Source organism: Pusillimonas sp. DMV24BSW_D (genome assembly GCF_011388195.1).
Lineage (GTDB): Bacteria > Pseudomonadota > Gammaproteobacteria > Burkholderiales > Burkholderiaceae_B > Neopusillimonas > Neopusillimonas aestuarii.
Genome location: NZ_CP049990.1, coordinates 2339799 through 2351638, shown reverse-complemented (window position 1 = coordinate 2351638; position 11840 = coordinate 2339799). Strand labels below are relative to the sequence as shown.

Here is an 11840-nt window from a genome sequence, read left to right as displayed (position 1 = left end):
CCCAGGTTTAGAAATTGGGTTGGTGAACCGGCAACCAGACACGAATACGTGTGCCGTGCCCCACTCTACTGAATACGTCGATTCTGCCATTATGTTTTTGAACAATGCTGTAAGAGAGGGCCAAACCCATACCGGTGCCCTGCCCAACAGGTTTGGTTGTATAAAAAGGCTCAAAAATGCGCTGCTGTATCTCTGGGGTCATACCGCACCCTGTGTCTTCAACTTCGAACCACACCCAGGCGCCGTCCTGATCAGTACGTAATGTAATCATGCCCGAATTTTCAATCGATTGCGCTGCATTGATTAATAAATTCATCACAACCTGATTGATTTGCGACACATTGAATTGTACGGGCGGTAAAACACCGAATTGCTTGATCACTTGTGCACGATATTTAATTTCGTTGCCCGCCACCGTTAACGTCGACTCAATACTTTGATGAAGGTCGGCCAAACGGAAGCTGTCGTCGTCGGTGTGGGAAAAATACTTCAACGCTGAAATAATGTGCTTTATGCGATCCATCCCCTCTTCGGACTCGCGTAACAATGCCGGCACATCTTGCCGAATGTAGTCGTAGTCCAGGGATTTTTTCAATTGATGCAATTCACCCATAGACTCGACATGATCGGTCGCATCAATGATTTTCAGCATGTCTTGCATATAACCGGCCAAGGTTTTCAGGTTTGAAAACACATAACCCACCGGATTATTGATTTCATGGGCTACACCGGCCGCCAACTGGCCGATCCCCGCCATTTTCTCGGTTTGTAATAGATGAACTGCCAGGGGGTGATCAATCTGGCTGAGCAGATTTGCCGGGTTCGAGCCGACTTGCGTGTCGTTATTCGTCATAAGCAAGCACCACTTTGCAGGTTAACGGGAGGTTAACGGCAAGTGTGGCGCAAACTTTAATATCACTGCAACAAAAACCCGAATTGACCGGAATAAAGTTTTAGTCGGACCTTCCTGCCGCCCGCTTTGCCTGGTATAGACCCTCATCGGCGAATTTGAGCAGCATTGTCATGTCGACGCCGTCGTGCGGGTAGCGTGCCACCCCGACACTGGCCCCCACATCGATATCAACACCCTCAACCCGAAACGGCTGCACCATTGCCAGGTGCACTTTATCGGCAACCTGATAGGCGTCGTCGTCTTGTGAAAGATCGGTCAGTAGAATAACGAACTCATCACCGCCGACCCGGGCGACTGTGTCGGAAGCCCGCACGCATAACACAAGGCGATCTGCCACTTGTTGCAATAGTGCATCACCTACTGCATGGCCGTGCGCGTCATTAACTGATTTGAAACGGTTCAAGTCGATAAACAACACAGCTACCATGCCGTCATGCCGTTCAGCTTGAAGCAACGCACGATTACCCCGTTCGATGAGTAATGTACGATTGGCAAGCCCGGTTAACTCATCGTGCAAAGCAAGCTGGCGCAGACGGTCTTCGTATTCTTTCTGGCGTGAAATATCAGAAAAAACACCGACATAATGGGTTATTTTGTTTGTTTCCGGGCTGCGAATCGCTCCTAAAGTCAACAGAGCCGGAAAAACATTACCGTTAGCCCGTTGCGTCCAGACCTCACCTTTCCACTGATTGTGATCCTCTAGCGTATCGACCGCGCTTTTAAAAAAGTGTTTATCGTGACGCCCCGTGGGTTTGTGTAGCAGTCCCATAAACCACTGATTTAGCGCTTGGTCCGCCGTATAACCGGTAATAGCGGTAAATGCCGGGTTAACGGCAACAATATCCCCTTGACGGTCAATAAGCACCAATGCATCAGCGGCGTGCTCGACTGCCGCAGCCGTTAAGCGCAACTTTTCTTCCAGTTTTTTTACCGGCGTGATGTCGACCCATTGACCGTAAAGCGCATCGTGGCCGTTAAACTCAATGCGCTCCATATTAATAAGAAGATAGTGTTCTGCGCCGTCGACCAACGCCCGGAACTCCTTTTGGCGTACGGAACCTTGTTTCTTCACTTCTTCAATAAAAGCGGAACGCGGCATGTTTGCCGGCCAGATCATGAGTTCGGTCGTGGTTTTGCCAACCATTTCACTCAGATCCACCCCCAGAAGACGGCACATTTCATCGTTGGCATCCAGGCAAAGCCCCGAATCGATCGCTGTAATAATCGATGGCACCGGGCTATTTCGAAACGCGGCCTCCCAGCGTTGCTCAGACTGCGTAGCTTGTATATTGGCCAGCTTTTGTTCGGTAATGTCTTGCATGGTGCCGGTGATTCGCACCGGCCTGCCGGTGTGATCGAACTGCCCTTCCGCCCGCACCATCAGGTAACGCATACCGCCTGGGGAACATAAACGATGCTCTACGGTAACGAAAGGATGGGCGCGCTGCTGTGCGCCGGCCAACAGGCTATTGAAAATGTCATGATCTTCCGGCGGAATGAAGGCCAATAATTCATGCAAATTGGACGGCAAGGTATCGACCGATAAACCCATGACCCTTGCGGCATCGGGGCTGCCGTATAGCTTTAAGTTAAGTAAGTCGATTTCCCAGGAAGCCAGGCGTGCAATACGTTGTGTCTGCAACAATTTTTTATTCTTTTCCTGTAATTGCCCCTCCAACTGGCGGGCCTCCAGAAACAAACCAATGTCGCTACCCAACGTTTGCAGTAGTGCAATTGTGCTGGCGTCAGGCTCATTTGTGTCGGTGCTCAGCAGCTCGATGACGCCTAGAACATGATCACGCCCAGGCAGTGGGATACCCAGGGCGGAGTGCAAGCCCAGTTTACGAACCACATTGTTTGCTTCGTTGTGATTGCTTTGTGGAATGGTTGCTGCGAAAACTGCGCTTTCTTGTTGCATCACCAAGAATGGAATGGTGTCCTGGTGGCTGAACGCGCCGTTGCGAAAACAGGCTTCCAGCGCTTGTATACCGTGCTGCGTTTCATGCCAGGCACACTGAAACTGCGGCTTTTCATGTGGCCGGGTGATCCAGGCAATTGCAGCTTGCCATTGCGAGTGCGTACACAGCAACTCAAGAACCCGTGCCAGCCCGGTATCAATTCTGCGGGTTCCCGAAAGGCGCTGTACTGCGTTATATAACAATTGCAGGCCCTGTGCCGATGGCATCTTCTTCGCCATACGCTGGGCGTCGGTCGGGAAATGCTTGACTGCGCCTTGAAGAATAGAAACCATAACCTTCCGCCAGAATAAAGGCGCCTACGCCAGACAAAATCGCTAGACTACCCCGGTTTATAACAAAATGCAACAAATTGAAAAGGGACAATTTGTTAGTTAACGGCGGCGAACGAGAAAAAGTTAGGGGCGATGATGTAACGCCCCTTATGATTCATAATTTATATCTTTATTTTTATTGAATAGCCAATGTCCGGCTGCCGTTCGTACCGGCCTTTTTTACCAACTTCAAGTTCAATACGCCATTTTCATAATGCGCTGAAGAGGCAGACTCATCAATATCGTGGGCGAGTGAAAAACTGCGCGTCTGACGGCCGTAAAAACGCTCCCGACGCACCACTTTTTCGTCTTTTTTCTCTTCTTTTTCCTGACGGATCTCCGCACTGAGGGTTACCTGGTTACCATCGATGGAAACAGTGATGTCTTCCTTGCGCATACCTGGAATCTCGGCCTTGACGGCGTAATGGTCTTGCGCTTCGGTTACGTCCATTCGGATGCGCGGCTCGGTTTGGACTTTGTCCGCCAACGGACGCAAGCTGAAATCGCTAAAAAAGTCCTCCAAATTTCGCCAGGGTTCCATTGTCGTTAAATCACGAAACGGATCAAAACGTGTTAAGTTTGCCATGACTCACCTCTCTATCAAGTTAAGTTCCAAATTGGCATGTTCATGCTACACCTGCTATTTGGTGGCCGCCTTGATGAAAATCAAGAGTTGCGCTGGGTTCATCCCTATTGTCATAATCAGAACGTTTACGTAAAGTTGGCAACGTTTTCAAAACGTCGCAATTAATAAAATTTCTTACAACCGGAGGAAACATGAAACTCTCAATGAAACTGGCCGGCGTGGCCGCTGCCGGCCTTATGGCCAGTGCAATGGCTGCCTCAGCGCAAACCAAAGACATCAATGTGGGCGTCACGCTCTCCAGCACCGGCCCGGCCGCCGCGTTGGGGGTGCCCGAGCGTAATACCATCCCGCTTTTACCAACAGAGATCGCAGGCCACAAAGTTAACTACATTGTGCTCGACGATGCCACTGACGCAACGCAAGCGGGTCGTAATGCGCGCAAACTCATTACCGAAGACAAAGTCGATATTATTTTTGGCTCATCTTCAACGCCAACCAGCGTGGCCGTGGCTGAGATAACCAACGAACTCGAGGTACCGCAAATCGCCGTTGCCCCATTAGACTTGCCTGCCGATAAAGAAAAATGGGTTTTCCGCACCCCGCAACACGTGCGCCTTATGGCAGGTGCATTGGTTGACCACATGAAAGAAAATGGGGTCAAAAAACTGGGCTTTATCGGCTATGCCGACGCATATGGCGAGGTTTGGCTTAAAGAAATGCGCCCCTTGGTTGAAAAGGCCGGTATCAGTATGGAAAACGTTGAGCGTTTCAACCGGAACGACACCAGTGTAACGGGCCAAGCCTTGAAACTGGTTGCCGCAAAACCCGACGCTATTTTGGTTGTCGCGTCTGGAACCCCATCGGTCCTGCCACAGGTTACCCTGCAAGATCGCGGTTTTAAAGGGCAGATATACCAAACGCACGGCACCGCCAGTAAAGAGTACATTCGTGTAGGCGGCAAAGCGGTGGAAGGCACTATTCTGCCGGTCGGGCCGGTTGTAATTGCAGAGCAACTACCTGATTCGCACCCTTCGAAGCAACCTGGTATTGAATACATCAAAGCTTACGAAAAAATGTATGGCGAAGGCTCCTTCTCGTCTTTCGGTGCCCATATTTTCGATGCTTATCTTGTGCTTGAAGCAGCGGCTCCCGAAGCCCTTAAAAAGGCTGAGCCAGGCACTCAAGCATTCCGCGCAGCGCTGCGTGACGCGATTGAAAACTCAGAAGAAGTCGTCGGCTCGCATGGTGTGTTCAACATGAGCCCCACTGACCACTTCGGCCACGATGAACGTGCCCGCATGCTGGTTGAGGTTAAAGACGGCGACTGGAAACTGATGAAATAATCATCTGGCAGTATGTGCCGTCACAAGAAAAGCCCCGGCCTTAAAACCGGGGTTTTTTTACTGTTACTTACTGCAAGCCTATGCGAAGCAAACGCCCGTTATCTGCATCTGTTAGCACGTAAATAAACCCATCGGGGCCACTGCGTACATCACGGATACGTTCATTCAAATCTTTTAACAGGCGCTCTTGCTCTTCAATAACGCCGTCTTGGTTTTGAGTCAGCCGAATCAGGCTGCGGTCGCGCAAGGCACCCACAAAAATCGAGCCCTGCCATTGTGGGAAACGTTCGCCGGTATAAAAAGCCATTCCGCTCACCGCAGGCGACACTTCCCAAACAAAATTCGGCGCCTCCGTCCCCTTTACTTGCTCCCCTTTTGCTTCAGGGATAGGACTACCGGAATAGTTGATGCCATGCGTGGCAATCGGCCAGCCGTAATTTTTCCCTGCTTTCGGAATATTAATTTCATCGCCACCGCGTGGGCCGTGTTCATTTATCCAGAGGAGCCCACTTTCGGGATGTAATGCCGCACCCTGCGGGTTACGATGCCCGTAAGTCCAGATTTCATCTCGCGCCATTGGGTCGCGAACGAAGGGATTGTCGGATGGAATCGTGCCGTCGGCGAGAATACGTACGACCTTACCTTGTAACTTGTCAAGATCTTGCGGCAACGGGCGCTGCCCGTTGTCTCCCAACGTAATATATAAATGGCCGCGATTATCAAATACCAAACGGGAACCAAAGTGCTGGCCGGTGGACATTTTGGGCTCCTGGCGGAAGATCACTTTGAAACCCTCCAGTTGTCGCATGTCGTTACTTAGCTTGCCGAAGCCCACGGCCGTTCCTGCGCGGGCACTGCCACCCTCGGAATACGATAAATAGACATTTCGGGATTGCTTGAAATTCGGTGCCAATGCAATATCAAGCAAGCCACCCTGCCCTTTATTCCACACCTCAGGTACGCCGTTAATGGGGTCGGAAACCTGGCCGTTTGAGGAAACATGGCGTAGAGAACCTTCACGTTCAGTCACCAGCATGCCCTGATTGTCGGGCAAAAATGCCATACCCCAAGGGTGTTGCAAACCTTGAGCAAGCTCTTCAACCTCGATTTCTGCCGCACGAACGTGTGACAAAGTCATAAACTGTGCCGTAAACAGCATAAGGGCACAGGCAAAAGCCGACCTCAACAGGCCTCGAGGCGCATTCAGGCATTTTGAAGTGTCAATATCAAGCATCGTCTTATACTCCCGGTCGGGTCATGTTCATCGGAACCACCCACTGATCATATTGTTCACCGCTAAGGTAGCCAGAATCAATGGCCGCCTCGCGCAGCGACATCCCTTCCCGATGCGCTTTCTTGGCAATTTCGGCTGCTTTGTCGTATCCAATATGGCGGTTCAACGCAGTGACCAGCATTAGGTTTTGATGTAAATGTGACTCGATTACCGGTTTATTTGGCTCAATACCTTCAGCGCAAAAACGATTAAATGTGCCGCATGCATCGCCCAGAAGCTGGATGCTTTCCAGCACGTTATGCACCATGACCGGTTTGTAAACATTAAGTTGAAAATTACCTTGCGTACCGGCAAAGGCGGTGGCGGCATCATTACCAAAAACCTGTACACAAACCATGGTCAGAGCCTCACATTGGGTTGGGTTCACTTTGCCCGGCATAATTGAAGAACCCGGTTCGTTTTCAGGAATCAACAATTCACCGATGCCGCAACGGGGTCCGCTGGCCAGCCAGCGAATGTCGTTAGCCATTTTCATCAGGCCGCCCGCCAGGGTCCGCAACGCCGCAGACATTTGAACCAGGGCGTCATGCGCTGATAATGCAAAAAACCTGTTAGAGGCCGAAATAAAAGGCAGCCCTGTTTCTTCCGACAAATACACGGCGGCCCGGTCACCGAATTCAGGATGTGCATTCAGACCCGTTCCCACGGCCGTACCTCCAATTGCAAGCTCATAAACGCCCGGCAATGCCTGTTTGATAGCCGCCAGGCCGAAATCAATCTGCGCCACCCAGGCGCTTATTTCCTGCCCCAAGGTAATGGGCGTTGCGTCTTGCAAATGGGTACGCCCGGTTTTCACAATTTGGTCGTACGCGCGCGACTTTGCATCGAGTGTGTCACGTAAAGCCTGTACCGAATCCAGCAAATGATGCTGCACGCTTTGGGCCACTGCAATGTGCATTGCGGTAGGAAAAGTATCGTTCGAAGATTGCCCGCGATTGACATGATCATTGGGATGAACCGGCTGTTTCGACCCCAATTGCCCCCCGGCCAGTTCAATAGCCCGATTGGCAATGACTTCGTTGGCGTTCATGTTCGACTGGGTTCCCGAGCCCGTTTGAAACACCACCAATGGAAAGTGTGCATTCAATCGCCCCTGAATGACATCATCACTGGCTTGAATGATTAAGTCGGCCAGTTTTGGGTCTAGCTCCCCCAGCGATGCGTTGGCCTTGGCGGCAGACTTTTTCAATAAGCCCAGCGCTTTGATAATGGAGGCAGGCCAGACAAAGCGGTCGGCACCGATTGGGAAGTGATGAAGTGACCGTTGCGTTTGTGCGCCCCAGTACCGATCGGCCGGAACGTCGATGGGTCCCATTGAATCGTACTCCGTGCGCATTTTGCTCATTTTGGCCTCCTGTCGATCAGGCTGGTTGCTTGAACTGAACAGGGCTACTGAGGTTTAAGTGGGTTGCCCAATACCCCAGGGTATCGAGCAACCGATTGGCAAAGCCCCATTCGTTATCAAACCATACCAGCAAATTCACAAAATTCTCACCATTCACGCGCGTTTGGCTGCCGTCGATAATGGCTGAGTGCGGATTATGATTGAAGTCGACTGAAGCATGGGGGTGACTTGAGTACGCCACAAGACGCTTTGCATTGTGAGCAAGGGCTTGCATTTGCGTATTGATCGCCTCGACAGAGACCACCTGTTTCGTTGTGACCATGAGGTCAATCGCAGAAACATTTAACGTGGGAACGCGAATCGCCTTGGCCACAACCTTACCCGCCAATTCCGGCAGTAACCGCTCCACCCCCTTGGCCAACCCTGTTGAGACCGGCACAATCGATTGCATGGCTGAACGTGTGCGACGCAAATCCGACCTATGATAGCCATCGATTAAGGGCTGATCATTCATAACCGAATGCAATGTTGTCAGAAAAGCGTGTTCAAGCGAAAAAGCGCGATTCAAGGCCGCCAGCACCGGCACAATAGCATTTGTCGTGCACGAGGCATTCGAAACCAGAACCTCATCGCCTTTTAATACATGCTCATTAATACCATACACAATGGTCTGATCAACTTCAGCCGCGCCGTCAGCCGGCTGTGACAACAATAACCGGGGGCACCCGGCCTGAATAAACCGCATCAGTTCGCTTCTGCTACTGTAACAACCGGAGCACTCGACCAACACATCAAGGTTATAAGCACCCCAATCAACCGACTCAGGCTTGTCGGCGTGCGTTACCTTGATTGAATGTCCATTGATGATGAGCGTTTGTCTGCCTTGATCGACTTCGCCCGGGAAAACACCGTGTGTTGAGTCAAAACGCGTAAGGTAGGCCATGGAATCCAGGTCGGCCGGCTCATTAATTGCAACAATTTCAAATTGCTCGCACGCCGACGATTCGTATAGTGCGCGCAAGAAGCAACGGCCAATGCGCCCATAGCCATTAATTGCCAGACGAAGTTTTGCAGACATAAAAAACCATTCAAAATGTAATAGAAAAACCACCGTCAACAACCAAAACATGGCCATTCACGTAGGCGGCGCTGGGTGACGCCAGAAAAACCGCCGCGCCGGTGATTTCCTCGGGCTGCCCCCAGCGACCCAGTGGATTGCGGCCAATAACGACCGGCCCGCGAACGGGGTCAGCCACCAGATCGGCATTGGCTTCGGTGGCAAAAGTACCAGGGGCCACACCATTACTGGTAATGCCATAAGGCCCGTACTCCACCGCCAAACTGTGAACCAGGCCTTTCAAACCTAGTTTTGCAATAGGATAGATGGCGTCACCTGAGCGGGCCAGATTCCCTGCAATAGAGGTTAAGGAGATGATGCGACCGGAAGGTTTTGGATTCTGGTCAAGCATGGCCCCTGCCGCCAGCTTCGATAAGAAAACTGCGGCCGACAAATTCACGTGGATTAGTTGATTGATATCGTTGACTGAGGCTGCAGACAAGGGTTTTCGGATACGAATTCCCACATTGTTAACCAAAATATCAGGTGTACCCCATTGGTTACAAAGGTTCGCGTAAGCTTGAGGCAATGAGTCGAAGTCGGCAATATCCTGCACCCATGCGTGCGCGGTTGCACCTTGCTCACGTAATTGCCGGGCAACCGCTTGCGTGCGTTCCGGGTCTCGTCCGTTAATAATCACATTGGCCCCGCTGGCGGCATAAGCAGACGCAATGGCATAGCCTAATCCGCGAGTAGACCCAGTAACAAGAGCAAGACGATTATTCAACGAAAAATCAGGCTTGAACATGGTAACAACGCACTCCAAAAATAACATGGTAGCGCAACTGCAACCTGATCGGATCAAACTACTGGTTTAATCAAGCCTGTTTGCATTCGCGATGGTCATCGATAGAATATCAGCTCAATTCGATTTAACTGATTCAAGGATAACCATGAAGCTTTATTACCTGAAAGGCGCCTGCCCGCTGGCATCGCAAATTGTGCTCGAGTGGATGAATGTTGGCTACGAGCTTGAAGAAGTCACTCGTGAGCAAACCAAAACGCCCCAGTTCCTGGCTTTGAATCCGGTTGGATCCGTACCGGTATTGGTTGATGATGATTTCGTTCTGTCACAAAGTGTGGCCATTATGGAATATCTGGCCGAATTGCATCCTGAAAGCGGGCTGCACGGCACCACTGCAAAAGAACGTGCAGAAGTACGACGCTGGCTATCATTTTGCAATTCCGATTTGCACCGTACCTTCTCGCTGGTCTTTGTGCCGCAGAATTTTCAAAGCACGCCGCAGGGGCAAGAGGAACTGGCAACCAAAGCGGCGGAACGTATCAAATTTTTATTTAGTGTGGCCGACAAGCGCCTAGCCGACCGTGATTATCTGGCAGGGAAACGCTCATTGGCCGACCCTTATCTGTATACAGTTAATCGCTGGACCCGCGCAAAAGGCATTGATATGTCTAACCTGAAAAACCTGGACGCATTCTATAACCGTATGGCAGCAGATCCTGGCGTTCAAAATGCGCTAAACCGCCAGGGCTTGGAATAACCGGCAAACAGCTGAATACGCCCGGCCTGCCCTGTTAAGCCGATTTGGCGGGCCGCGCGATATTCCACATTAACGCCCGGAAAGGTGCCAGCAACGCCAAATTCACGGCCAACTTAACCGCCAGGTCGCCCACTAACAAAGCCGGCCAGTTAATGCCGGTTCCAGCGAATGCAATGCTAAAGAACAAAATGGTATCAAGTGTGGCTCCCGCCACTCCGCCGATAAGTGGCGCACGCCACCATTGCTGTTGCCTCAACCGATCGAATACATAAATATCGAGCAGTTGAGCGAATAAGAATGCAACCCCGGAAGCCAACGCAATACGCGGCGTGGCGACCCATACCGAAAATACAATGGCCACCACGAAACCTGCCACGGCAACCTGCCGGGCCGATTTGGCACCGAAGCGCCGATTGATGAGGTCGGCAACCAGAAACGCCACGGGGTAGGAAATGGCACCCCATGTCAGCCATTTATTGATGGGGTACTGAACCAATACGTTCGACCCCACCACTACAATGGCCATGGCGGCGACCGCCAGCAGAATTTGACGCGCCGTCATGGGCACGTGATAAGAATTTGATTTCATTTGGAAAGTTCAACAGACAGCTCGGAGGCCCTATTATACGATGCCTTCATCGCTTCCTGAACAATGGCCACAAAGTCACGTTCGTTGAAAACACGCAAGGCTTCGGCCGTTGTCCCCCCTTTGGAAGTGACACGCTCACGCAACACAGATGGAGGCTCCGGCGACAAGCTGGCCAATTCTGTTGCGCCGCTTAGTGTTGCCAACGCCAATTGCCGGGCCTGGGCTTCGGAAAGACCTAACTGCCGGCCCCCTTGTATCAAAGCCTCCAGAAACAGGAATACGTAGGCAGGCCCGCTTCCAGATAAAGCCGTCACTGCATCAATTTGCTGATCGTTGTCGACCCAGACAACCTCCCCAACCGCCCGCAGCAGCTGCTGCGCCAAAGCGCGATCTTGTTCGGAAACGCCTTTTGCGGCACATAAGCCCGAAATACCAGCCCCCACCAGTGACGGCGTATTTGGCATACAACGAACCAGACGAGTCCAGGGTTGCCCCGGCTCACCCAGCCATTGCGCGAACGTGTCCGAATCGATGCCGGCGGCGATGCTGATCGCTAATGTGTCGTCACGTAAAAAGGGTTTGCAGGCTGCCACGGTTTCTTTCATAACCTGTGGTTTCACTGCGAATACCCAGACCCGATGGTTGCCAAGCGTTTCGTCGGCTTGCGAGGCCGTGCTTACGCCCTGCTCTGCCCAGCGCTTTAGTACATTTTCATCAATATCAACCACGTGGACGTCTTGTGCGCCGCACCGTTTTCCGATCAGCCCGGCGCCCAGGGCCGATGCCATATTTCCGCCGCCAATGAAGGCAAGTTTTAGTTCCTGATGAGTGCTCATAGCGATAATTTTTTAACTAGATTGA

General features: G+C 51.6%; 11 protein-coding genes. 2 read left to right on the top strand and 9 right to left on the bottom strand.

What is annotated here, in order from left to right:
• Positions 1 to 7: 7 nt before the first annotated feature.
• The 3 genes from G9Q38_RS11430 to G9Q38_RS11420 all read right to left on the bottom strand — a co-directional run bounded on the left by G9Q38_RS11430 (position 8) and on the right by G9Q38_RS11420 (position 3789).
• A complete protein-coding gene (locus tag G9Q38_RS11430; protein WP_166131032.1) occupies positions 8 to 853 on the bottom strand; it encodes an ATP-binding protein in 846 nt (281 codons plus the stop codon).
• Positions 854 to 953: 100 nt separating this feature from the next.
• Positions 954 to 3164: a diguanylate cyclase domain-containing protein gene (locus tag G9Q38_RS11425; RefSeq protein ID WP_166131031.1), complete on the bottom strand. Its 2211-nt coding sequence runs from the start codon at positions 3162 to 3164 to the stop codon at positions 954 to 956.
• 175 nt (positions 3165 to 3339) lie between these two features.
• The gene (locus G9Q38_RS11420) at positions 3340 to 3789 is read right to left on the bottom strand and encodes an Hsp20/alpha crystallin family protein (protein ID WP_166131030.1); all 450 of its coding nucleotides are present in this window, start codon (positions 3787 to 3789) and stop codon (positions 3340 to 3342) included.
• A gap of 191 nt (positions 3790 to 3980) precedes the next feature.
• Between G9Q38_RS11420 and G9Q38_RS11415 the strand changes: the two genes are divergently transcribed.
• Positions 3981 to 5132, top strand: a complete 1152-nt coding sequence (locus G9Q38_RS11415; protein WP_205962290.1) for an ABC transporter substrate-binding protein — start codon at positions 3981 to 3983, stop codon at positions 5130 to 5132.
• A 67-nt stretch (positions 5133 to 5199) separates the two neighbouring features.
• Here G9Q38_RS11415 and G9Q38_RS11410 read toward each other — a convergent pair whose 3' ends face one another.
• From G9Q38_RS11410 to G9Q38_RS11395, 4 genes are all read right to left on the bottom strand, one after another.
• A complete protein-coding gene (locus G9Q38_RS11410; RefSeq protein ID WP_228276122.1) occupies positions 5200 to 6270 on the bottom strand; it encodes a PQQ-dependent sugar dehydrogenase in 1071 nt (356 codons plus the stop codon).
• 100 nt (positions 6271 to 6370) lie between these two features.
• A complete protein-coding gene (gene fumC, locus G9Q38_RS11405; protein WP_119442680.1) occupies positions 6371 to 7771 on the bottom strand; it encodes a class II fumarate hydratase in 1401 nt (466 codons plus the stop codon).
• Positions 7772 to 7787: 16 nt separating this feature from the next.
• Positions 7788 to 8849, bottom strand: a complete 1062-nt coding sequence (locus G9Q38_RS11400) for a type I glyceraldehyde-3-phosphate dehydrogenase (RefSeq protein WP_166131029.1) — start codon at positions 8847 to 8849, stop codon at positions 7788 to 7790.
• Positions 8850 to 8859: 10 nt separating this feature from the next.
• Positions 8860 to 9636, bottom strand: coding sequence for an SDR family oxidoreductase (locus G9Q38_RS11395; RefSeq protein ID WP_205962289.1), 777 nt, complete (start codon positions 9634 to 9636; stop codon positions 8860 to 8862).
• Between the two features lie 145 nt (positions 9637 to 9781).
• Here G9Q38_RS11395 and G9Q38_RS11390 point away from each other — a divergent pair, with 145 nt between their 5' ends.
• Positions 9782 to 10390 carry a glutathione S-transferase family protein gene (locus G9Q38_RS11390; RefSeq protein WP_166131026.1) on the top strand — a complete coding sequence of 203 codons (609 nt, stop codon included), beginning with the start codon at positions 9782 to 9784 and terminating at the stop codon, positions 10388 to 10390.
• Between the two features lie 34 nt (positions 10391 to 10424).
• Here the strand turns inward: G9Q38_RS11390 and G9Q38_RS11385 are convergent, their stop codons facing one another.
• Together G9Q38_RS11385 and proC are read right to left on the bottom strand one after the other, a co-directional pair.
• The gene (locus G9Q38_RS11385; RefSeq protein WP_228276121.1) at positions 10425 to 10979 is read right to left on the bottom strand and encodes a VUT family protein; all 555 of its coding nucleotides are present in this window, start codon (positions 10977 to 10979) and stop codon (positions 10425 to 10427) included.
• Entirely contained in the window at positions 10976 to 11815 is an 840-nt protein-coding gene (gene proC / locus G9Q38_RS11380; protein ID WP_166131024.1) for a pyrroline-5-carboxylate reductase, read from the bottom strand. Before proC ends, G9Q38_RS11385 begins: the two co-directional genes overlap by 4 nt.
• Positions 11816 to 11840 lie beyond the last annotated feature (25 nt).

Bases quoted from the DNA above. Each gene is read 5' to 3' on its own strand.
- G9Q38_RS11415 (WP_205962290.1), top strand. From the start codon at position 3,981: ATGAAACTCTCAATGAAACTGGCCGGCGTGGCCGCTGCCGGCCTTATG.
- G9Q38_RS11385 (WP_228276121.1), bottom strand. From the start codon at position 10,979: ATGAAATCAAATTCTTATCACGTGCCCATGACGGCGCGTCAAATTCTG.
- fumC (WP_119442680.1), bottom strand. From the start codon at position 7,771: ATGAGCAAAATGCGCACGGAGTACGATTCAATGGGACCCATCGACGTT.
- G9Q38_RS11390 (WP_166131026.1), top strand. From the start codon at position 9,782: ATGAAGCTTTATTACCTGAAAGGCGCCTGCCCGCTGGCATCGCAAATT.
- G9Q38_RS11395 (WP_205962289.1), bottom strand. From the start codon at position 9,636: ATGTTCAAGCCTGATTTTTCGTTGAATAATCGTCTTGCTCTTGTTACT.
- G9Q38_RS11400 (WP_166131029.1), bottom strand. From the start codon at position 8,849: ATGTCTGCAAAACTTCGTCTGGCAATTAATGGCTATGGGCGCATTGGC.
- G9Q38_RS11430 (WP_166131032.1), bottom strand. From the start codon at position 853: ATGACGAATAACGACACGCAAGTCGGCTCGAACCCGGCAAATCTGCTC.
- proC (WP_166131024.1), bottom strand. From the start codon at position 11,815: ATGAGCACTCATCAGGAACTAAAACTTGCCTTCATTGGCGGCGGAAAT.
- G9Q38_RS11425 (WP_166131031.1), bottom strand. From the start codon at position 3,164: ATGGTTTCTATTCTTCAAGGCGCAGTCAAGCATTTCCCGACCGACGCC.
- G9Q38_RS11420 (WP_166131030.1), bottom strand. From the start codon at position 3,789: ATGGCAAACTTAACACGTTTTGATCCGTTTCGTGATTTAACGACAATG.
- G9Q38_RS11410 (WP_228276122.1), bottom strand. From the start codon at position 6,270: ATGACTTTGTCACACGTTCGTGCGGCAGAAATCGAGGTTGAAGAGCTT.